General features: G+C 32.2%; 23 protein-coding genes and 4 pseudogenes. 12 read left to right on the forward strand and 15 right to left on the reverse strand.

Features of this window, described 5'->3' with window-relative positions:
- Window positions 1-92: 92 nt before the first annotated feature.
- A complete protein-coding gene (locus A5880_RS05965) occupies window positions 93-995 on the reverse strand; it encodes a MurR/RpiR family transcriptional regulator (RefSeq protein ID WP_086331118.1) in 903 nt (300 codons plus the stop codon).
- A 738-nt stretch (window positions 996-1,733) separates the two neighbouring features.
- On the opposite strand from A5880_RS05965, the gene A5880_RS05970 reads away from it, so the two are divergent.
- The 5 genes from A5880_RS05970 (at window position 1,734) to A5880_RS05990 (ending at window position 6,153) form a co-directional block, all read left to right on the forward strand.
- Complete coding sequence (locus tag A5880_RS05970) at window positions 1,734-2,555, forward strand: hypothetical protein (protein ID WP_086331117.1); 822 nt, start codon at window positions 1,734-1,736, stop codon at window positions 2,553-2,555.
- Between the two features lie 370 nt (window positions 2,556-2,925).
- On the forward strand, window positions 2,926-3,543 hold the full coding sequence (locus A5880_RS05975; protein ID WP_086331116.1) for a TetR/AcrR family transcriptional regulator: 618 nt from the start codon (window positions 2,926-2,928) through the stop codon (window positions 3,541-3,543).
- 110 nt (window positions 3,544-3,653) lie between these two features.
- Window positions 3,654-4,364: an ABC transporter ATP-binding protein gene (locus tag A5880_RS05980; protein ID WP_086331115.1), complete on the forward strand. Its 711-nt coding sequence runs from the start codon at window positions 3,654-3,656 to the stop codon at window positions 4,362-4,364.
- A complete protein-coding gene (locus tag A5880_RS05985) occupies window positions 4,357-5,916 on the forward strand; it encodes a hypothetical protein (RefSeq protein WP_086331114.1) in 1,560 nt (519 codons plus the stop codon). The genes A5880_RS05980 and A5880_RS05985 overlap by 8 nt, the downstream gene beginning before the upstream one ends.
- 18 nt (window positions 5,917-5,934) lie before the next feature.
- The gene (locus tag A5880_RS05990; protein ID WP_086331113.1) at window positions 5,935-6,153 is read left to right on the forward strand and encodes a DUF1648 domain-containing protein; all 219 of its coding nucleotides are present in this window, start codon (window positions 5,935-5,937) and stop codon (window positions 6,151-6,153) included.
- A gap of 428 nt (window positions 6,154-6,581) precedes the next feature.
- On the opposite strand, the gene A5880_RS05995 is transcribed toward A5880_RS05990, so the two are convergent.
- Window positions 6,582-6,725, reverse strand: coding sequence for a DUF960 family protein (locus A5880_RS05995; RefSeq protein ID WP_143353655.1), 144 nt, complete (start codon window positions 6,723-6,725; stop codon window positions 6,582-6,584).
- Between the two features lie 336 nt (window positions 6,726-7,061).
- On the opposite strand from A5880_RS05995, the gene A5880_RS16170 reads away from it, so the two are divergent.
- The 6 genes and pseudogenes from A5880_RS16170 to A5880_RS16185 all read left to right on the forward strand — a co-directional run.
- Window positions 7,062-7,361, forward strand: a complete 300-nt coding sequence (locus tag A5880_RS16170; RefSeq protein ID WP_419469606.1) for a hypothetical protein — start codon at window positions 7,062-7,064, stop codon at window positions 7,359-7,361.
- A 63-nt stretch (window positions 7,362-7,424) separates the two neighbouring features.
- On the forward strand, window positions 7,425-7,643 hold the full coding sequence (locus A5880_RS16175) for a transposase (RefSeq protein ID WP_419469620.1): 219 nt from the start codon (window positions 7,425-7,427) through the stop codon (window positions 7,641-7,643).
- Window positions 7,644-7,762: 119 nt separating this feature from the next.
- On the forward strand, window positions 7,763-8,035 hold the full coding sequence (locus A5880_RS16180; RefSeq protein ID WP_419469621.1) for a transposase: 273 nt from the start codon (window positions 7,763-7,765) through the stop codon (window positions 8,033-8,035).
- Between the two features lie 772 nt (window positions 8,036-8,807).
- The gene (locus A5880_RS06005) at window positions 8,808-9,740 is read left to right on the forward strand and encodes a helix-turn-helix domain-containing protein (protein WP_336577007.1); all 933 of its coding nucleotides are present in this window, start codon (window positions 8,808-8,810) and stop codon (window positions 9,738-9,740) included.
- A gap of 140 nt (window positions 9,741-9,880) precedes the next feature.
- Window positions 9,881-10,794, forward strand: a pseudogene (locus tag A5880_RS06010) (transposase); the annotation flags it as partial.
- Window positions 10,712-11,733: pseudogene (locus tag A5880_RS16185) on the forward strand (transposase); the annotation flags it as partial. The pseudogenes A5880_RS06010 and A5880_RS16185, both read left to right, overlap by 83 nt.
- Here A5880_RS16185 and A5880_RS06025 read toward each other — a convergent pair.
- The 6 genes and pseudogenes from A5880_RS06025 to A5880_RS06050 all read right to left on the reverse strand — a co-directional run bounded on the left by A5880_RS06025 (window position 11,725) and on the right by A5880_RS06050 (window position 15,732).
- Window positions 11,725-12,566: pseudogene (locus A5880_RS06025) on the reverse strand (PTS system mannose/fructose/sorbose family transporter subunit IID). The pseudogenes A5880_RS16185 and A5880_RS06025 sit on opposite strands and share 9 nt — an antisense overlap.
- On the reverse strand, window positions 12,550-13,323 hold the full coding sequence (locus A5880_RS06030; RefSeq protein WP_086331111.1) for a PTS mannose/fructose/sorbose/N-acetylgalactosamine transporter subunit IIC: 774 nt from the start codon (window positions 13,321-13,323) through the stop codon (window positions 12,550-12,552). The pseudogene A5880_RS06025 and the gene A5880_RS06030 overlap by 17 nt, the downstream one beginning before the upstream one ends.
- A 16-nt stretch (window positions 13,324-13,339) precedes the next feature.
- A complete protein-coding gene (locus tag A5880_RS06035; protein WP_086331110.1) occupies window positions 13,340-13,813 on the reverse strand; it encodes a PTS sugar transporter subunit IIB in 474 nt (157 codons plus the stop codon).
- 3 nt (window positions 13,814-13,816) lie between these two features.
- Window positions 13,817-14,560 carry a BtpA/SgcQ family protein gene (locus tag A5880_RS06040; protein ID WP_086331109.1) on the reverse strand — a complete coding sequence of 248 codons (744 nt, stop codon included), beginning with the start codon at window positions 14,558-14,560 and terminating at the stop codon, window positions 13,817-13,819.
- A 15-nt stretch (window positions 14,561-14,575) separates the two neighbouring features.
- On the reverse strand, window positions 14,576-14,992 hold the full coding sequence (locus A5880_RS06045; protein WP_086331108.1) for a PTS sugar transporter subunit IIA: 417 nt from the start codon (window positions 14,990-14,992) through the stop codon (window positions 14,576-14,578).
- Window positions 14,993-15,009: 17 nt separating this feature from the next.
- Window positions 15,010-15,732 carry a GntR family transcriptional regulator gene (locus A5880_RS06050; protein ID WP_086331107.1) on the reverse strand — a complete coding sequence of 241 codons (723 nt, stop codon included), beginning with the start codon at window positions 15,730-15,732 and terminating at the stop codon, window positions 15,010-15,012.
- Between the two features lie 618 nt (window positions 15,733-16,350).
- On the opposite strand from A5880_RS06050, the pseudogene A5880_RS06060 reads away from it, so the two are divergent.
- Window positions 16,351-17,030 (forward strand): annotated as a pseudogene (locus A5880_RS06060) (transposase); the annotation flags it as partial.
- Here the strand turns inward: A5880_RS06060 and A5880_RS06065 are convergent.
- From A5880_RS06065 to A5880_RS06095, 7 genes are all read right to left on the reverse strand, one after another.
- Window positions 16,993-17,307 carry a DUF960 family protein gene (locus tag A5880_RS06065; protein ID WP_419469607.1) on the reverse strand — a complete coding sequence of 105 codons (315 nt, stop codon included), beginning with the start codon at window positions 17,305-17,307 and terminating at the stop codon, window positions 16,993-16,995. The pseudogene A5880_RS06060 and the gene A5880_RS06065 overlap by 38 nt on opposite strands.
- Window positions 17,308-17,457: 150 nt before the next feature.
- On the reverse strand, window positions 17,458-17,823 hold the full coding sequence (locus tag A5880_RS06070; protein ID WP_086331105.1) for a hypothetical protein: 366 nt from the start codon (window positions 17,821-17,823) through the stop codon (window positions 17,458-17,460).
- Between the two features lie 16 nt (window positions 17,824-17,839).
- The gene (locus A5880_RS06075; protein WP_179190456.1) at window positions 17,840-18,817 is read right to left on the reverse strand and encodes a trypsin-like serine peptidase; all 978 of its coding nucleotides are present in this window, start codon (window positions 18,815-18,817) and stop codon (window positions 17,840-17,842) included.
- 656 nt (window positions 18,818-19,473) lie between these two features.
- On the reverse strand, window positions 19,474-20,208 hold the full coding sequence (locus A5880_RS06080) for a LytR/AlgR family response regulator transcription factor (RefSeq protein ID WP_086331103.1): 735 nt from the start codon (window positions 20,206-20,208) through the stop codon (window positions 19,474-19,476).
- Window positions 20,209-20,217: 9 nt separating this feature from the next.
- Window positions 20,218-21,264, reverse strand: coding sequence for a sensor histidine kinase (locus A5880_RS06085; protein WP_218776226.1), 1,047 nt, complete (start codon window positions 21,262-21,264; stop codon window positions 20,218-20,220).
- Between the two features lie 448 nt (window positions 21,265-21,712).
- Window positions 21,713-21,847: a cyclic lactone autoinducer peptide gene (locus tag A5880_RS06090; RefSeq protein ID WP_143353653.1), complete on the reverse strand. Its 135-nt coding sequence runs from the start codon at window positions 21,845-21,847 to the stop codon at window positions 21,713-21,715.
- Window positions 21,844-22,446, reverse strand: coding sequence for an accessory gene regulator AgrB (locus A5880_RS06095; protein ID WP_086331101.1), 603 nt, complete (start codon window positions 22,444-22,446; stop codon window positions 21,844-21,846). The genes A5880_RS06090 and A5880_RS06095 overlap by 4 nt, the downstream gene beginning before the upstream one ends.
- Window positions 22,447-22,821 lie beyond the last annotated feature (375 nt).

Here is a 22,821-nt window from a genome sequence, read left to right on the forward strand (position 1 = left end):
ACCTAAGTATAGGCAAAGTTAAGGAGGTTGAAAAGGCTATCAAAACATAATGTTACAGTGTTTCAAAATATAAGAAAACAAAAGCTATTATCTTAAAACACAGTTTCATCATTCTCCCAATCATTAATAGTGGAATTTGATGATTTTCTTTTATTTTCTAATTGTCCTACAATTCCCAACTTGTTCTTATAATGCAAGTCATACGCCGTCAAAAAAAATGTCGAATAGAGAACATCTAACAATAAAGAGATAGAAATATTTGTACTAAAATTACCTAAGTTCTGAAATAAATGCTCTTTGGTAGATATCACTAATTTACATGCGCTGTATTTAGATACTGTATTTTCTCCAAGTGATGTGATCAAAATAATAGGAATATTATTTTGCTTACAAGTTTGGGCAATTTCTATGATATTCGCAGTTTCACCTGAATATGAAATAATAATTGCAACATCTTCTTTTCCAATAACACGTGCTTCATAACGTTGATAATTTAAGTTTGTAGAAAGATAGACGGGTTTACCAATTTTCAACATTTTTTCTCGAAACGTCTCAGCAATATTTAAATTCGTCCCATAAGAAAAGAGATGAATGGCATAACTGTATTTGATTAAATTCACCGCTTTTTGAAGAATCTCATCATTTAACAAAGATAACGTATCATCTACTGTTTCTTTGTACAAGCTCCCTATTTTATTCGCCGCTTTATAATAGGAGTCTTTCTTCTCAAAGGGAAAATTTGCACTAATGCTGCCAAATTGATTGTCGATATAATCTAACTCCACGAGGAAATGATTTCTGAAATCATTGAATCCTGAAAAGCCTAATTTCTTACATAAACGAACAACTGTTGCGGCGGACGTATAAGTTGCTTCAGCAATGCTTCTTGTCGAACTTTTTGATATTTTCTTTCCTATCATAATAATAAAATCGGCGATTATTATTTCCGCCTCTGTCATATCTTCTTTAGTATTTAACTTCTCAATAATTAACATCTTTAATCTCCCTTTTAAACACAATTTATTGCTATTTGGGCTAGTGATGTTTCTTGTTTCAAAAATAGTATTCGCCTGCTAATAATAGTATATACCTTTTTCGATAAAGTAAAGCTCTTTCCTCTCATATAAACTAACTCTAATTCCTTTATACTATACGCTAAAAATTAATACAGAAAAAGTAAAATATTTTCACAAAGAAGTGGATTCATTTTGGCAAGAAGATAAATGGCATAAAGTTCATACTTATCAAAATATATCCGCTGCAGGTCATATTCTGAATACAGATTCGTGGGAAAACGATTATAACTGATCAAATAAAAAGTTGAATTAACCGTCTTTCTACTAGGTTGACCAGTCGATTTCTTTTTTCATAATAACCAAGATTATACTACTTTCCTTCTCTTGATTGCTTTTGATCACCTACACTAACCTCTCCCCTGAAAATACTCATTTATAAAAATAACTACATTAATTTCAAAAAATAAAAAAATTACTGCTTTGTTTTTCATATATATCATAAAAACAACAAAAAAGTGGTGATAAGGTAAGCTGATATACATGCTATAATTGCCATACATAAACGTTGCTAATAACATAACTTATTTTTGATAACAGGAGTTAAAAATTGTCTTTGATAAATACTACTCAAATAACATGTTTTCATCAATTAAATAACACTCTGCTAATTTATTAATTAGCGGGTTTATAATATAAAAAATAAAGGAGATTCACATCATGAAAACAAAACATATTTTATCAACAGCAGCTATATTTGCTGGACTATTTTCAGGTGCCATATTAACAAATCAAACAGCGGATGCACAAGCAACAACTTCAGCAATTACTCACAAAGCTGAAAATTTAGTAGAAATAGATTCAGTGAGCTACGTACATTACAACGTACTTAGAGCAAAAATAAAAACACCGGTTTCTGCTACTAAATACTATCTATCTCTTGGAACAGACGCCCTACTCCCTAAAGCGACAGCAGTGATACAAAAAGGCAAATATATTGGATTTGACCTTAACCTTGATGATTTAATCAAAAAATATCCTACTGTTACAGATAGAGAAATACTTTTCGATTCTTTATCTATACACAGTTATTCTTTAACTGCTAATGTTCCACCAGTAGCAACTAAGTTAACAAATCAAGCCTTAAAAAATGAGTTATTGAATTATCATTTTTTAGGTAGCGTTCTTGCAAACGGAAATGTTGGGACAGCTTCTAATGTTATCGAAGGAGATGCTTTCAATCAATTCTTTAACAAAAAAGAGGTTTCTGGAGATCATCTTTTAGAAGACGGTAGCATAACTACACAGACTGGTGGGATACAATTTGATTTTAAACCAGAAATGAATAATGGTTATACGTATACTTTAACTGATGCCTCAGGTAAAGCTGCTGGAAAAGTATCTCCTTTTATGGAGTACTTGTTTGTACACCCACTAAAAGGAAAGACTTTTTTAGCAAAAGAATATACTATTACTGCAAAATCTAATAAAACTGGTGACGTTTATATCCTTGCTAAATTCTCACCGATTCATATATTCTAACCTACTCCCTTAGTTTACAAACACGAGTAGCACAATACACCTATCTCTAAACGAAAATGAGTTTAATTTTGATGTTAATGTCAAAATTGGGCTCATTTTTTCTATTATTTACACTTTTCGCTCCATGTACTTCCTTAATTTTCTCAAATTTAGTGTATGAGCGTCAAGCCAATATCAATCTTTGCTCCTTGATTCCCCCGTAATATGTAACCAACAACCACTTGAACGATGAACATTTATCTCAGAACTAATCGCCTCCAAAAAAAGTAGTAGAACTATACCTAGTTTTTATTTCAGAAACTAAATTTAACATACCACCAATTGACAAAGTGTCAGTAAAAAACTATACTTGCCATAAGGAGGGAGAAACATGCGGGATGTAAAAGAACCACAAGTACGTCGAGCCGAAATAATGGAAGCGTCATTACTACTGTTCTTGGAAAAAGGATATATGGATACCACAACGCAAGATATTATAAACAAAGTGGGAATCTCACGCGGTCTATTATATTATCATTTTAAGAATAAGGATGACATTTTATATTGTTTGATTGAGCTCTACTCGGAACCCTTATTAAAAAAGTTATCTGTAATTGCTTATGCTAATGATGTTTCAGCGATTGAAAAAATCAAAAATTTTCTGACGGTCACCTTTATATCTCCTGATACAATTACAAAAGAGAAAATAGAATTACAAAAAGCTGTCGATCTTGAACAAAATCGTTATCTTATGGATAAATTTTCTCATAAATTTATTGATAGCGTAACAAAATATTTTGCTTATATTATTGAACAAGGGGTATCAGAAAAGTCGTTCAATGTAGCACACCCAAATGAAACCTCTTATCTACTTATGACAGGCTATGTGTTTACGGCTAATAGTATGAATAGTTCGTACTTGAATGAACAAAATGGTGATAACTATTTAAGTGCATTTAAGGAACTCTTAACACGAACTTTAGGTGCAAAACAAGGTATTTTCAACTAAGGATTTTTATTATTTTATACACAAATTAATAGTCCGATAGAGTAAAAAACTATCGGTTATTATTTCAAACACAGACTGACACTTTGTCAGTAAAGAAAGAAGGATTGAATATGTTAAAAATAAAACATCTTACCAAATCATATGAACAAAAAAGGGCTATTGATGATTTGTCACTTTCCATAGAGAACGGTGATATTTACGGATTTATAGGAGGAAACGGTGCAGGAAAAACAACAACAATTAAAGCTATAGTCGGCATCCATGATTTTGAAAAAGGGACTATCCTTATAAACAATCACTCAATTAAGAAAGAGCCAATTACTTGTAAAAAATTGATAGCATATATCCCTGATAATCCAGATCTGTATGAACATTTGACAGGTTACCAATACATTAACTTTATTTCTGACTTATTTGAAATACCAACTGAAGAGCGCACATTGAAAATAAAGCAATATGGTGATCTATTCGAAATGACCACAAACCTTTCAACTATTATTTCGTCTTATTCACATGGTATGAAACAAAGGACAGCTATTATTGCTGCACTAGTTCATTCTCCTAAATTATTAATTTTAGACGAACCCTTTGTTGGTCTTGATCCTAAAGCAACATTTACTTTGAAGAAAATTATGCAGGAAAGAGTTGCTGCTGGGGGAGCAATTTTCTTTTCTACTCATGTTCTTGATGTTGCGGAAAATCTTTGCAATAAAATAGCTATTATTAAGAATGGAAAATTAATTGCAAGTGGCAACACAAAAGAAGTAACGGGAAGCCAATCTTTAGAAGCTTTCTTTATGGAGGTAGTATCACATGAATAAAACAAGGGCGATGCTCAAAGCACAACTGATAAATTTTTCTCAGATTAATGAAATTCGTGCCTCACGCGGAAAGAAACAAAACTCGATAGCTTTAATGGGCTTTGGTATTATTACACTTGTTTTGTTTGTATGTCTTTATAATATTTTAACGGCTCAAATATTGGTGCAAGTTGGTGAACAAGAATTGATCCCCTCATATACTGTGGCTGTGTCCAGTTTTGCACTATTATTCATGACCATATTTTATTCAAACGATATATTATTTGGGAGTAAAGACATGGACATGCTACTGTCTTTACCTGTAAAAGCCAGTCAAATTATTACAAGTAAATTTATGTTTGTGTATTTATTAAACTTCGTAATTACCTTTGTTTTTATGGTTCCATGTGGAATTGTTTGGGTTATGAATATTGAGATTGATATTTTTCGATTTATAGTATACTTTGCATCACTCTTCTTTGTTCCACTAATACCTATGAGTTTAGCCTCTTTTATTGGTGTGTTAATTATTATTGTATCTGCTCGATTTAAAAATAGAAATGGCTTTTCTTTCGTACTCTCATTAATTGCTGTTGGAATAGTAGTCTATATAGGAATCTATAGTATGCAAACGAAATCTAATACGACTAACATCGGAGCTACTCTTGCAGAACAAATTACAGCTATCTATCCGCTATCCTATTTATTTTCGATAAAGCTCAAAATACCTGTAGTTATGGGCATGTTAATTTTCCTTGTTTTATCTATTGTTACTTTCTACCTTTTTATAAAAATAGTTTCCATAAAATACGAAACCCTTCATTCACTTTCTAAAACGACAATGTATAAACAACGTAGGAGTATTATTAAAAAAAAGAGCCCTTTTATTTCTCTATATCAAATAGAATTAAAGCGTTTTTTTAATTCTTATATGACGGTATTAAACACGGGACTGGGAGTAATATTGTTATGTGCTTTAAGTATTTTTTTATTATTTACTCCTCTAAATCAACTAGGTAGTTATATAGTAGTAAACAATGTAAACAGTTTTCTTTCTAACTATGCACCACTTATGATTGCTTCGCTATTTTGTTTAAGTTGTACCTCGGCCTCTTCAATCTCTTTGGAAGGAAAAAACGTTTGGATACTGGAAAGCTCTCCTGTTTCTATAAGAACGATTTTAAATAGTAAACTTGTGGTTAATTTTACAATTCATGGTTTTGGTTATTTGTTTGCATTAATAGCCTTTGTCATAAAATTAAATATGAATCTGTTGCAATTGATGGAACTTCTAATTATTCCTGTATGTTACTCAATTTTTATATCAGTATTAGGTATCTTTCTAAATAAAATGTCCCCAAACTATAATTGGGATAATGAGGTAATGATTATAAAGCAAAGTATGCCTGTAATAATTTCTGGGGTAATAGGGATGATTTCAGTGTGTCTCCCTATATTTCTCAATTGGTTTTTATCGGTACCTTTCGGGCTAACACTGTGGTTAACGGTAATTGTTTTACTCATTATTGCTTTCAATCTGTATCAAAAAATGGTTAGATCAAACTATATTTAGTTCAAGGAGAAATTTCTTATGAAAATATCTATTCTTAAAGATTTAGCAGTTTTATTGCTAATAATCGTTATAATATTCATTGTTTGCTTGTTCTTACCAAATGTCGTACCTATTCATTTTAATATGCAAGGAAAAGCAGATACATTTATCAATAAATATTTTCTTTTGTTCGGATCTGTTATTCCATACTCGGCATATTACCAATTTTTGCGAGCACGCATAGAAAAAAATAAATGACAAAAAACTCCTCTATTTGTTGTAATTGTTGAAAAAGAAATGGAATTTCACAATCATTCCTTATGCTTATCTTTTTTTAGATGTCGTTGATATAACTAAAACAGAAAATACTATATTTAATGAATACAGTCAAAAATCATGCATCTTCCAAAAGTTTCCTTAGCGATTTGAAATCGCTAAGGTTGTGCTCTTCTTGAATATATAGATTAAAGGTGCTAGCTACTTAAAAAGTTGAGGCTCCTTCACCAGTTAAAGGCTAACAATCGCCACACGTTTTCTTGGTTGGTTTGTTTGTTTTCATGTTTTTCTCCTTTATGATTGTTGGATTTGGTTCTTAGAAAAATGCTAATTAATAGTCTTCTGGTAATAACATTGTTTGATGACTACGATCATCAATCACCCATAATTTTCAATTTGGACATCTGGCATTATTCCATTTCCTGTATAGGTATGATAATCAATGAAAAATAGTTCTTCTTGTCGATGAATTGCCAGCAATACAGTTGAATTTCTTTTGATACTTGTTCGCTCACTCCCTTCGTGATGTAACGATTTTCTTTGTTATCGAACATTTTATTCCCTCCTTAAAACACAAAATAGACCAACCACCGATTAAGATGATTGATCTTCATAGTTATAATATATAGGGCTCTATACTTTCTGATGTTGGTGAGAAATCGCCAGCATCTTTTTTAATGCAAAATAATAGAAAAGACACCCTGTTTTCCTTTAGAATTCAGTCGACTAAAACCAATCAAAAGGTGAAATCAAGGTGTCAAATACCTTAGTTATTCTAGACTTAAACATTACCTTTAACGAAAATTGCTTAAAAAAGGAACGAATCAAAGGAAAAACCTGTAAGGTCTTTTCAGGTACGCTCGATTATTCGTCGGGGCTATACCTCGTGTTTGATCTTATTGAATAATGTCTCGAAGTATCAAACGTATTTACGCTTGAAGAAACGTCGTTTTTTCTGTCAATCCTGCAATCGATCGTTCGTTGCTGAAACGAGTCTTGTTGAAAAATGTTGTTCGATTTCTACTAAAGTAAAATTAGCCATTGCTGATCGACTCACCTTACCCCAAGTCCTTTGTTTCGATGAATTTAAATCAGTCAAGCAAGCCGCGGCTTCTATTAGTTTCATCATGATGGATGGGCGAACAAAACAGTTAATTGATGCGTTGAAAATCGCCAGCTCCCTTTTTTAGAGCGTTATTTTTTTACGATTTCCTTTGTCTGTTCGTAAAAAGGTAAAATATATTGTTTGCGATATGTACGCACCTTATTTTTCTCTCGTCAAAAAGCTGTTTCCGATGGCTCAGATTATTCTTGATCGCTTCCATATTGTCCAACTCATTGCTCGAACTTTTTTAAAACACCGTATTCAGAGAATTAACGCCTTTCTTCATCTGGGAAATGAAGAGACAAAAAAATATCGACAGTTGAAGAAATATTGGAAACTTCTTCAAAAAAAATCAATCGAAGCTTGATTTTGAAAAACGCCTTTGGCGCTCTTCCTTCCGCACCTATTTAAAATCGTTGATGTATGATGACGAGTTGAAAAGTGACTACACCTGTTATCAGGACTTTCTTTATGCCATACAGACAAATGATTTCGCTCGATTTTATGCACTTATTAGACGAAGTTTTTCACTGTCTTCCTCCCTACTATCAAACGATTATTGGTACTTTTAAGAAGTGCCAAAATGAAATTAAAAATGCGCTAGAATTGCCTTATTCTAATGAACCACTGGAATGTTTAAATAATCATATTAAAGTGTTGAAGAGAAATGCTTACAGGGTTCGTAACTTTTACAATTTCAAGTTGAGAATTTCTTTATGTTTTGGCACCATTCTTTTTCAAACAAACAGAAAAACCTAGAGGAAAGTTCCTCTAGGAATCATAATAATCGATTTAATTCTTTGGACTTTCTTCACTAACATTAGCTGACAAAGAGCCGTTCCTCACAATGATTATTGTTTAATCAATTATTAGATTTACTGTTTAATTCCCTACAGCCCAAGCAAAAATATCAAATAAGAACATTATTATTCTCTCCTTTCTTACTAATGTAATAAAAAGTGTACCACTATTACAAGAATAACATATAGAATAATAAGTTCAATCTTTTTCTTAATTTGCATACAAAAAAAATACTTAATGATATTTTAAATAAATAGCTACCTATCCACTAATCACTGAAACTGTTTACAAAATGTCTTATATACTCTAAAATAGTAAATAGAAAGTGGTGTACATTTTTACTCTTCCCCAAGATTTAATTATGGCTCACTGCTTTCTTTTTATTCTGATTAATTAGATAGATAGTTATTTATTATTAAATTAATAGTGAATGTCAAAAATAAACATTCAAGGTTGCAACCTTAAATCTGCGCTTTTCATTTTATACATTTTGATGACTGAATCACTAAATCTTTTCTATTTGCAATATAGAATTCTAAAACATCTTATACCTTTAAAGAAATATTTCTTATAATTAGTTTATCATGTTCTATTCTGATTACAATAATAAAAATCTAAAAGTGTTATATTTATATAATTTAACGTCTTGTTTTTTTGTTTTAACTATAGACATCTAAAAAAACAATATATACGATACAAATCTAATCATTTAGAAAAGGAGCAATACAACATGAATGTACATGAAACTTTAAGATTTATAAGAATTTCAAAAAAAATTAAACAAAGAGATATGCTCCCTTCTACAGCCGATCACCAAATTTATAATCGTATTGAAACTGGCAGGCGAAAAATTTCTGTTGATGAACTTTTTGAATCACTAAACACCTTACAAGTAACCCCGTCAGAATTTTTCACTTTAGTATCTGATTATCAAGGAAATCAAATTAAAACAATTGATTCTCGCCTTTCAAGCTATTCAAGAAAAACTTTTAAACTAGATGACGAAGATAAAGCACAATTACTAAATGATTATTTTTATTTAAATAATATTGAAACTAAAACAGTATCTGAGCTTTGTTTATTCTGTGATATAAAAGCACTGTGTCATAATCTAGTCACTGAAATAGAACCTATTTCAAAATACGATTTGCATTTAATATTTACTATGATAAAAAATAGAAAAAATGGTTACTATACTTATTATGAATATAGACTAGTTTCTAATACAATCATTCTTTTCCCACAAGAAAAAATCAGTTTTCTCTTGGACAAAATGTTCCCAATCGAAAATTTAGAAACTCGTGATGAAAAGGTAATTAACATTGCTTCCCTAGCTTTCATTAATGCTGTTACAGCTTTTCTTCACGAAAGAGATTACAAACAAGCCCTCTATTACATTAAATTAGGAAAACAACAACAAATTAATCCTAGAAATTTCCTGTTCTATTTTTCATTGGGATATCTTGAAGATTTACTAAACTATCTTGTTACTGGAAATATTACTTACCTAAATAAAGTGTATACATTTATTGTTCTTCTTGAAAATACAAATGATTCTGACTTTGCAGAGGTTTTAAAAGATGAAGTAAAAAAACTAGCTTTTGAAACACAAAGAAAAACACCGAAAAAAGAATTAAAACCCACTAATATGAGAACAGAGTAACTATATGTTAAGAATTTTATTTTTAACTAGTTTATAGAACATCTTCATTTGAAACTATTTATGATAGCTTCATCAGACTGTAGACAAACTCCTAAATTTGGAGTGTTGTTTGCAGTTTTTGTTTTATACTAATTATATAAACTATTAGTGAGTTGAATCTTCGAAAAATAAGTCATCCAGATCCAGAAAGTGGTTAGTATGTTAAAGGGGAGCGAGAAAATTAATTTGCATATTCTGTACATACTTCCTATGATGAAAACGGGTTTATCTTAGCTACACTAGTCACACAAGGAAATATACATGACAGTCAAGTCGCAATTAATCTGGTTAAACAGTCAAAAAGAGCTTTTCCAAATATAAAGCGTGTTGTCGCTGATGCGGGATATAAAAATCCGAAATTTGTTCATTTTCTGACACACTTGAAACTTTATCCGGTTCTTCCGTATACTGTACCTCATGGTGTGAAAGGGGTGTTTCGTAAAAAAGACTTTGTCTATGATGACTATTTTGATTGTTACTTATGCCCCAATAATCAACCGTTTTTATTTTCAACAATCACTCGTGATGGCTATCGGACATATAAATCAAATCCAAAATTCTGTATAAGTTGCCCATTACTTGAAACCTGTACATTGAGCGCAACACATCAAAAAGTTGTAGCTCGACATGTTTGGGCTGATCTTATAGACGAGCTTGAGCACCAACGCCATACAACGTTGAATAGAGAAATTCACAAAAAGAGAAAACAAACCATTGAACGAATATTTGCAGATGCAAAAAAAGCATGGCATGCGTTGGACGAAATATCGAGGACTTGAAAAAGTCGCCACGCACACGATGTTTACGTTTGCTGTCATGAATTTAAAGAAACTAGCCACATGGCTATGGAAAGCAGAAAGGCCTATGGCTTTTTGTTTCACATTTACACAAAGGATAGCAAAAAGGAACTGGTTTGATTGCCAACTCTTTTTTGTCTAAAGTCTGGTCAATCCAATGGATTGATGAGCAACCAGTTAGAAGAAGTCGCTCATCATTTAGAAGCAGAACTACATGAAACAGACACACAATTAATGCATGAAATACGCAAAGAAAACAACGCTAATTACAGAGAAAAAGAAGAACGTATAAAAAATACAAACCGACTACCTACCAAGGAAACAAAAATACGAACGGTACAATCAACTGTTCCAAGAACAAAACAGCTTTTCAAAAACAGATAAAGACGCCACTTTTATGCGGATGAAAGACGCTTATATGCGCAATGGACAGCTCAAACTAGGGTATAATCTACAAATCGCAATAGAAAACCAGTATGTATCGTGGCAGATGTAGGATATGGTAGCGAAGAAAATTACATGTATATCAACGATGTGCTCCATAAAATACCTTTAATCACATATAACAGCTATTATAAAGAAAGCAAAAAGAAGTATAAGAATAATCCGTTTAACGTTGAAAATTGGCTCTATCTTGAATTTGCCCAGCCAAACGCCCTATAGTCTTCAAAAGATCCAGTCGAAGAAAAGATAAAGGTGGATTTGTGCGAGATTTCAAAGTCTACGAATGTGAGGACTGCCGGACATGTCCATTTCGCAGCCAATGTACGAATGCGAAAAGTGATCGAAAGCGACAACTTTTAGTGAACAATTCATGGCGCTATTTCAAAGCAGAGTGTAAGAAGAAGCTTTTAGAGGAACAAACCGGTTCGATTTACAAAAAACGTAAAAGCGACGTCGAACCAGTGTTTAGTCATCAAAAAGCTCAATTGGCGTTCCATCGTTCCCACTTGCGAGGGAAACAAGGAGCGAAGACTGACATTGGCTTGGCACTTATGGCATTAAATTTGAGAAAATTAGGAAAATACATGGAGAGAAAAGTGCGCATAATAGCAAAAACGAGTCCAATTTTGATGTGTTTTATCAAAATTGGACTCGTTTTTGTTTTGAGAGAAGATTATTGTTCTCCCTTTGTTATTTTAATAAAATTATGCTAATCCAACTAAAGCAACTAAAATTGAAAATGCAATAACTCCTAATAGTAAAGTGGTGGTTTTTACTTTTTTACCTAATAGCCAGTAAATCACTAGGAAGAAAACAGCTGGGAAAAAACCTAACATAATTTGATCAACATATGTTTGCAGAGATTCTGCGATTTTCCCGCCACCAACTTTCATGGTTAACTCAAAGTTGACATTTGAAGCAGTCATTGCACCGATAACCATTAATCCAAGTACAGAAGCAGCTTGTGTAATAGATTGAATTAAACCGCTATCGCCTAATTGACCGAAAAATTTAGCGCCTAACTTAATTCCTTTATCTAAACAGATATAACGTAAGACAAAGTGAGGAATATTAATAATGAGTAAAAATGCTAAAGGACCAAAAATATTTCCCTCTTTAGATAGAGAAATCGCAATCCCTGTTGCAATAACTTTTAACGTTCCCCAGAAAAAGGAATCGCCTATTCCTGCAATAGGTCCCATCAAACTAGATTTCACTGCACTGATTGATGCAGAGTCAAAATCAGCATTTTTAGAATTTTCTTCTTCCATTGCGCTAGTTATTCCAAATAGCAATGTGGAGATATGAGGTGTAATCGACATAAATTCTAAATGTCGAGTCAAAGCAGCTGATCGTTCTTCTTTTGTTTTATACAATTTTCTAATAATTGGCGCCATAGTATAAGCAAAAGCTAAATTCTGCATCCGCTCATAGTTCCAAGAAGAATCCAAGGTTAGTGATCTGAAAAACACGGACCAAAAATCTTTTTAGTTAACTTAGAATCAGGTGTTAATGTGTTTGACGTTGATTTAGAATTCGTTGTCATCGACAAATACCTCCTGTTGCATTTGATTTTCTTTCATATTAAGCATAAGCAAAACGGCGGCAATTCCAAATAAAGCTACACCGACAACAGTTACATTTAAATACGCTGTTAACAAGAATCCTAATAATAAAAACGGAACCACTTTCTTAGTTAACATCATGCGAGCTAACATGGCAAAACCAATTGCTGGAATAATACCTGCTGCAATATCCAAGCCATGTGTAACAAATTCTGGGACAAAGGATAGGATTTTTTCGATAGCAGGAACTCCTAAAGCGAATCCGGTTGCGACAACGAGTGCTAGAATGACTTTATTTAAAATACCATAAAGAATTTGTGTGCGTTCTACCCCTTTAATATCTCCTTTGCTAGCATATTCATCTGCTTTATGACTGGCATGAGTGAGTAAGAATGTCATTTGTAAATTATCAATTAATAAAACTAGTGTTGCAATTGGTACTGCTAATAAAACAGCACTAGCAATGGATTTGCCACTCATAATCACATAAGCTGTAGCAATAATAGTGCCAGAGACAAAATCTGGAGGATTGCTTGCACCAACAGGAAATGCCCCCATAAAAACAAGTTCTAGTGTAGCACCTAATTTTAAACCTGACTCCAAATCACCTAATGCTAATCCAACTAATGGAGCAACAACAATTGGGCGATTCCACATGGTGGAACCAAAAAAGCTATGCATATAAGCGAATAAGGCAATTAAAAACATTAGAATGATTTTTCCAACAGTAATATCCATATGTCACACTCCTATTTTAAATTAGTTTATTGACGTTAATAGCTTGCTCATCTGGTACCATTTGAATAGTCAACGTGATTCCTGCTTGGTCCATTTCTTTAATCAAGGCAATATCTTGTTGAGATAAATGAACAGATTTTGAAACTTGTTTTCGATTAGCTGCATCTTTCATTCCCCCTAAATTGACTTCTTTTAAAGAAGGAACTTGTTGTGTTAAGCGATAGACATCTTCTACAGATTCACATAAGATTAATAAGCTGTATTTATCTGTAACGCCAGAATTTAAAGCTTTTGTAGAATCTTCAATATTTTTCATTACTAACTTGACACCATTAGGAGTAGCCATTTTCATAGCAGTCATTTTTAAAGGATCTTCCATAATGGCATCACTAGCGATTAAAATACAATTTGCTTGTAAAAATTTGGTCCAAGTAAAGCCAACTTGGCCATGAATTAAACGGTGATCTACTCTAATTAATTTAACTGGCATTTTTTACACTCCTCGATATTCTTTTACAATAGACATAAAATGACGAACATGATCACGACTGACCTCACCAGTGTCTTTTCTAGTGTCTTTAAAGTTACTACCAACAATAGCTGCATCACAGATTGCTAGTTGTTTGGTTACATTTTCATCAGTTACTCCTGCAGCGACAATTAATGGAAAATCCCCTAAAGTATCACGGAATTCTTGGATTTTTTCTATTGATGTTTCTTCACCAGTAGCATTTTGCGTAACAGCGATAGCATCACAACGAGTTTTAGCAATTTCTATGTCTTCTTTTAAGGACTTCTCAGACAACATTGGTTGATACTTAAAGCGGACACCACCTATTAAACAAGCTTTTGTTTTTGCTCGCTCTAAATCAAAGAAGGCTTGTAGTGTTGCTTCATCACGCGGTTTGACATGTCCTACAACAGAATCGACTTGAACAATATCTAAATTGTATTTATTAGCTAAATAAAAGCCCATTGAATCTACATTTAGACAATTGACCCCAATTGGAATAGATAATTTAAGGGAGACGATGTATTGAATGGCTTTTTCCAGTTGGACGTAATCACCATAATAGTTCTCCATCATAATACAATCGACGCCTTCTTCAACAAAAATAGCAATTTCTTCTTTAGCTCGTTGTTGGATTTTTTCTTGGGTATCACCTTTTAAATGAATCATGGCAATAATTGGTTTTTTATGTTGAAATAACCCTAAAAATTCTTTTTTACTCGACATAACTATTACTCCTCCTTAAAAATCCTCTATTGTGTTATCCTCTGGCAAAGCATTTAAGCGTTGAATCCCGTTTTTAGACTCTTGAATAATAAAATCAACAGTCTCATCAGAAATTTTTTCTGAACTGTCCAATACAACTTGTAAAGCCATACTTAAATTGACACCAGCTAATAAAATAGCGTTCTCATACTTTGTTAAATGCAACATAGCATTTACAACACTAGCACCATAAAGATCACCCATTATGATAAATTGGTCTTCTGGTGTAGATTGTAACTCTTGTTCAATTTGTTCCATAAAATCAGTTGCACTTTTGCCAGGTGTTAAAGAATAAGTAATAATTTGATCTGACATACTACCAGCGATTAGTTGTAAGGAGTTCTTGATTCCTTCAGCTAATGCACCGTGACTTGCGATATAAATTCGTTTCATTGAACTGCCCCCCTATATTAATAAGAACGTATTGCCGCTTTGTAAACCTCAGAATGAATAAATTGTTCATTTGTATAAATCAATTCATTATGAGAATCAAAGACTTGCTGTTGAATATGAAGAAGTGGTGTATTCACTTCTAACTGTAACTGTTGTGCCATTTCTTTTGTTGCAAAAAAGATGTCGATAATATTATCGAAATGATTAATGGGATCATCTAGCGCTTGCAATTTTTCAATCAATGAATCATCATCTTTTAAAGAATTAACTAGCTCACGCCGCTCCTGAGTAAAATAATCAATTTCAAAAATGACTGGTTGTTGATCAAATTTTCGTAAACGTTTGACCATGATTACATCAGGTTCTTTAAAACCAAGTTCGATTTTTAAAGAATCTGACAACGAAAGGTTCTCTTTACTTAAAATTTGAGATGTTGGGTTATTTTGTGTTGTCTTTCCAGAAGAGGTAAAGCTTCCACCAGCACTGAATGTTTCCTTATAAACTGGAAAAGCAACATATGCTCCTTTCCCTTGTTTCTTTTCAACGATTCCTTCATCTGCTAATTTTTGTAGTGCTTTTCTCACTGTGACTCTGCTAAGGTTATATTCAGTGACTAAGTCCCCTTCAGAAGGAATTTTTTCACCGTAACTGAAAATGCCAGATAAAATCTTATTTTCAATTAAATGTGCTAACTGAATATATAATGGCTCTGAGCTATTGCTTGAAATTTCATTATTCATAGATACACCTCCAAATCCAAACTTGTATTGCGTTGTATTAACTTATCTTAACACGTATTATTGTAAACGTTTTCTATAGAAAGTCAATCTTTTTTTTAAAAAAAATTAAACTAAAGTATCCTAGAATGAGAAAACTGTAAAAGTAAAAGGCTATTTATTTGCTAATAAAGGAAAAAACATTCTCTTTTGTATATCTTAAATAGTATAATGTAAAAAAAGAATGAAAAGTATTAAGAAAAAATAGTTGGACAAATATTTGCTAGTGTTCTTTTAGTAGGGACGTTGTCGGTTGGGAGTTCGCACGTACAAGCGGTAGAAAAAACAAGGAAAAAGGAATGCTTCAAAATAAGGAAATAAAGAGCCTGAAACAAGGGAGTCAAAGGAAACTGTCGCTAAGGATTCAAAAGAAACCTCTGTTTCTGAAAAAAGCTAACAATAAACATTAAAGATATTCTTAAAACAGCTAAAGTTAGCGATAAAATTGATAAGGATTTTATCTTGAAAAGTGTCACAGCAATGGATCCAATCGAAGGAGAACTGACAGATAAAATCACATACAATGTTGAGTTCACGCCAACAAAAAAAGTTGCCGAAGCAAAAAGTACTACTATTGCCTTTAAAGAAGAAAGTCAATCCGCTGGAGTGACGAGCGACCAATTGGAAGAGGTCACTCATCATTTACAAGCCAGAACTCCATGAAACAGAAGCACAATTAATACATGAAAAACGCAAAGAAAAACAACGTCAATTAAAGAAAAAGAAGAACGTACAAAAAATATCTCCGACAAGTACAAACCGATTACCTCCCAAGAAAACAAAAATATAAACGGTACCGTCAACTGTTTCAAGAACGAAATAGTTTTTCTAAAACAGATACAGATGCCACTTTTATGCGAATGAAAGACGATTATATGCGTAATGGACAGCTCAAACCAGAGGATAATCTATAAATTGCAACAAAAAACCAGTATGTTTTATCCTATGATCTATTCCCAAATCCGACAGATACAAAAACCTTAAATCTGTTTTTAGACCAACATAAAGAACTACCAGAATATATCGTGGCCGATGCAGGGTATGGCAGCGAAGAAAATTACATGTATATCAACGATGTGCTCCATAAAACACCCTTAATCACATATAACAGCTATTATAAAGAAAGCAAAAAGAAGCATAAGAATAATCCGTTTAACGTTGAAAATTGGCTCTATCTTGAAGAACAAGATGAATATATTTGCCCAGCCAAACGACCTGTAATCTTCAAAAGATATAGTCGAAGAAAAGATAAAGGTAGGTATGATAATCAATGAAAAATGGTTCTTCTTGTCGATGAATCACTTCACTTGCTTGGCGTTGATTATCAGGATTGAACTCAAAGATTTGTAAGTGATCTAATTCTGTTTCAGCTTCACTTCTTTTTTTGTCGATCAAATTCCAGCAATAGAGTTGGATTTCTTTGGGTACTTGTTCATTCACTCCCTTCGTAACATAGCGTTTTTCTTTGTTATCAAACATCCCCTTTCCTCCTTGAAACACAAAATAGACCAACCACCGATTAAGATGATTGATCTTCATAGATATAATCTAGTAAAGTTAATATGAAACTCAATAACATAACACTATTTTTTCTTTTAAGTATTTACTACTAAAAATCCCCCCCCATTAAAATAATATGTTTACATTAATGAGCATAAATGATTCAACTAGTTGCTAGTACGTACTCTTTTACTCTTTTATTTTTACATCCGGCTCTCTTTCATCAGACAAAGTTGTGAACGTAGTTCTAAAATCATCTGATACTTCCTCTGAATATTTATCAGTATGATCAGAGTCTTCAACTTCTTTTGCTTCATTACTATTAAATATTATATTTGGTTCTCTTTCATCAGACAAACTTGTAAAAGTGGTTCTAAAATTGTCTGATACTTCTTCTGATTGTGTACTGGTTCTATCAGTATTTGTATGTTTTTCTATTTCATTAATGTCAGATGTTAGATTGTCATCTCCATTATGTTCTCGATTATAGAATATGATGGAAACACAGTAAATAGCTACAACACTCGCAATGATAATTATTTTCTTTTTTATCAAAAATCATACTCCTTAATTAGTACTTAGACATAAAATCAAAAATAGCATTATTTATTTTTGCACCACCACCACCAGTTTTTATATTATTTTGTGAGTATCCGTATGCATGATTAGCTTCTAATTGATTGTTACTAAGATTGTATACTCCCCCTCCACTTGAACCTCCAACAGTTAACCACGGGTACTTCAAAATACTATTCTCAATCCAAGTATTTGTTCCATATCTAGTTACTAATGTCCTACCTTCATCTATATCACCATCGTATCCGTTAAGCCGTAAGTAACTACTTTTCGCAGTAGTATATCCAAACCAACCTGTACTATTACCAAGATTGCTAGTTAATTTTACCACTGCAACATCTCTTTGTTGAGCGGCAATTGAAGTTCCCGTTGACTGAATATAGCCTCCAAAAGTATATAAAATACTTCTATATGCCATATCAAAATCAGTAACATTATTTTTTACAGCAGGATAAACTCTGACCGTTTCGGCCCAGCCATAACTTCTATCGTAGACAACGTGAGCCGCTGTAACTACTTTGTTAGAACCAATTAGACTTCCTGAGCCATGACCTCTAACTAGCTTACCATTTTTTGCTCTAAAATCACAAATTATTAAAACAGATGCTCTGTATGGAAATATATTAGGATTTGAAACCCTTTGTCTGTTATTAACAGCTGCTCTAGTGTTTAAATTAACATCAGGTTGCATCGTTTCAAATGAATAATCAAACCCTTCAGATGTTCTTGGAAATCCAATATCATCAGGTAGTTCTGTTTTTACTGCTCTTGATAAAGTGGGAGGAGTCTCAACGGCAAATGCTTCTGAACTTTTAATAGCTCGTAAATTTGAATCTGATTCCTCCAGTATAGATATATCTCCTTTATTACTAATAATTTGTTCTTCAGCATTTGAATGACTAGCTCCTTGAAACAAGAAAAAAAATACTAAGAAACACATAACTAATACTTCAACCCAAAACTTTTTCTTCATAATTACTACCCCTTTCATCTTAATAGCAACATCGTAACCGTTTTCAAAATTAAATTCAATTCATTTTGTCACTTTTAGTTTAATTTTAAAAACTAGCATTCATAATTTAAAAATTTTATGTTTCAAAAGAATATATCTCATTGCTGTAAAAAGAAACTTTGATCAAAAAAATATCCCTACTTATGATACGGTTCTGCGTGAGTGATGGTTATATGATTTTATAAATTTATATTTTTTGAAGAACAGCAAAAAGTTCTTTTAGTAGCATCTATGAAACAATTTCAGGTTGAGAATAGAACTCAGAAATACTGAACAAAAGAAAGGAGCAGATTTCAAAAAAGGATTTGATTTATGAAGTTCTAGAATATACTGCTTAAATACCTATTGCATTATAGAATAGCTTACCACTCGGACTCACGCTATCAGACAATTTGCCTTTATATTTAAAAAACAGCACACTGGATGTACTGGTTTTAATCGTTAAATCTATTGATTTTTTCTATTCTTGCCTCAGATTTCTAAAAAGATACACTCTAAAAATATTCTATCGATTCTACAAAGATACGTGTAGCTAATACTTAAGCTGAGAAAATAATACCTACCACTAATTCTAAAGTTGAATATACAGATTGCTCTTAACCATAGCCATCATCGAACTATTTTTGATCAATCAAACCCAACAACTTTTTCAAATACCGAGTCGACACAAAGCAAGTTTCGCCATTCTTCATAATAACTACCCGCTCAGCTTTTTTCACTTCTGCGATATTATTCAAATTAATGACAAATGATTGATGGCATCGATAAAAGCTACGATCTCTTTCCGCCAGCTCTTTAATTGTTCCATAAAATTCAATTTGACGGTTCTCTAAATGAACAACAACCTTATGAGGTGTTGAAGAAGACTCAAAAAATAGAATTTCATCTTTATTCAACTTGATAACTTTTTCACCAGATTTAATTTGAAAAAATGATTTATTGGGGTTAAGATCGTTCAAATAACGTTCGTGACCTACATCGATACAATCCTCTATTTTTCTGATTGCATTTGGATCATCCTTAGCAATATAATCCATCGCCTCAACTTTATAAGAAAATGTCAAATAGGATAATTCTGCATGCGTAGTAAAGAAAACAATTTTCCCAGCTGTATCAAGTTTTCTCAATTCAACTGCTAAACCAATCCCCGTCATTTCATTACATAAATCCACATCTAAAAAATATAGTCCTATCGTTTGGCGTTCCTTTACCTGAGTCAATATTTCTTGAGGATCAGCCGTTGCCAGAGCAAATTCTAAATCATAATCTTTCATCAATATGTAATTTTTAATTGCCGTCGTTAAATTCTCTAACTGCTTTGGGTTATCTTCACACACATATATACTTAACATAGTTCACCTCTATTTAGTAATTTCAATTTTTTGAACAAAACATCTATCGTCAATGCTAGTTTCCAATGTCACGTTGGCTTGTTTGTCAATCATTTCTTTCAAATTACTTAATCCTAAACCACGATTTTCTCCCTTTGTAGAAAAACCACTGCGGTTCATTTCAAAAAGCTTTGGATGATCTGCTTTGATAGTATTCTGTACAATAAAGCTGAGGCTGTGTATCTCTTTGATGATCGCCATTCGGATAAATCCTTCTGCGTTTCCTTTGGTCTCCTCGATCGCATTGTCTAAAATAATACCTAAACAACGAATCAACGTCACCGGATCCATATTAATATCATCAATTACTTCCTTCATCTCTAGCTCCGTATCAATTCCTGCCCATTGGGACTGCAACAATTTTGAAACCACGATACTTTTGATTTCCGTGACTTCCAAGTGGCTGATCTCTGACAATTTAAAATCATTTTTCTGCATCAAACGTTGCGTTTTTTGGATAGACTGATAATAGTAGTCTTTTAACCGCTCAAAGTCATCCTCTTCAATGAAGCTCTCTAACGACGTTAAAATATTCTGATAATCATGACGAAATTTTCTCAATTCATTGTAATTACTCTCAAGATATGTTGTATATTCTTTCAGGTTCTGCTTCTCTTTCTCTTTGTATTGATCTTCACTACGTTTTTTCATGTAGAAGTAGGTGATAGCAATAAGAAGAAATGTAAAAAGAACGTACAAAGAAAAAAAAATATTATTTAAACGGATTGTATTCAATTGATTGCCTTCAATAACAGTGAATATTATCGAAATATACAAAATAAGGTATAAAACAAAAGATAGTATGGCGATTACTTTCAAAATATTATCATCAAATCTCACTTTTTTACCCAAAAATTGTTGCCCCACCTTAAAACAGATAGCTGTAAATACCATAAATGCTACATACAAACCTACTCTTAATAGAATTCGTAACTGTGAGTCACCTTCTAAACCAATTTTTTCGATTATCTCTAGCTCATTAGAGAAGAGAAAAAAAGAAATCAGATGATCTAACAAAATCATTATTCCAGCGCTAAAAGATGCAAAAAAAAGTACTTCACTCCATTTTTTTTTCAACGACATATTCAAAATGACACACGACAAAAAGACAATAATTTGAGCGTATACCCCCATATATAAATACATTGTACAAATTATTAAGCTAGAAAAAAAAGCTATTACATGTTGCTTGAAACTCAATAATTTATTATTAACACAGTAAGAGTCAAATAACCAAACGAGTATGCATTGAATATACCCAAAAACATAGATATTATCTAAACCCAAAATAACACACCTTCCCCCAAAAAAACAATATCAGACAATAAAAATATTTTAGCATACATTTAATAACTAAATCAATATTCATAATAGATGAATTTCTTTGCTTAGTTATATAAACTGTTTCTAAAAATCTACCCATCATAGTTGTTGTAATTGAGGGAAAACTTATTATAAGTTAGGACTATTTAATCAACTCTTCTGGTATCTCAATTTCATAATTCAAAAAATAACAACACTGATTAATCGATAATTCTCCACCTGATACTAATAAAAACGCCAACCAATCCATCATTTTTCCCTTTAATTTTTCCATCATATTTTTTCATCTCCCAATAATTTATATAGTACAGGCATGGTCAGCACGGCTGCCACAAAAGCACCTGTCATTAACAAGTTTGCAATATACGTTTGATTAAAACCTAAAGAAATAAGGAAAACTATCATGTTAGAACACAACGCCTTTTGTCTCAACAGTTTTTTCTTTTCTTCATAGCGGATCTTATTCTTTTTTGTTACTCCTGGTGCATAGATCCATAAAATTGAACTGGTTCCTGCAAACAAGATCATGAGAACATAGAGTGAAAAAGGAACCATCATACAAAATTTAGCACAACCTAAAAATAAAATGGCACTGAATATCGTACAAAACTGACTAGATTTAGCATGTGAACCGTAAGAAAATGTTCGAACCATCATAAAACCAACATGGAAAATAATGACAGCTGTTAATAATTGAAACAAGTATGCCAAAAAATAAATAATAACTAATTTTGTGACATTGATTACAAATACATTTAACCCCAGTTTCAGTTTCAACTGTTCAATCCTATCCAGATTGCATTTTTGACAAATTGCTTCTGCGCTCTGATCGACAAGTCGATCTGTAAATGACAGCTTTTGACTAATTTTTTCCATCTTACTTGCTCACCTCTTGAATTTATAATAACAACTAATTTGAACAAACTGTTTCTTTTTTCATATGCATACAAAAAATGAGCAGAACTGCAAAAAAACATACTAGAAATAAGCACTTTTGCAAGCAAAAGTGCTTATTTCTAGTATGTTTTGATTCTCTGAATCGTTTCTGTCTCAATTTTAGTAACTAGCATATATTTATTTTTAAACGTAATTTCCTGAATTTCATAGTATATGGCATTGTCTTTTAAATATTGCTTAACAAATTTCTGTATGACTTTGTTGTCAAATCATCCTTGGTAGAGACATAAGTAAATAACTACCTGCAACGAATTCTGGAAAATCTACATTTTCTAGTATTTCAATCATCTCTTC

Origin of the sequence: Enterococcus sp. 4G2_DIV0659, assembly GCF_002140715.2 — a bacterium.
GTDB lineage: Bacteria > Bacillota > Bacilli > Lactobacillales > Enterococcaceae > Enterococcus_L > Enterococcus_L mansonii.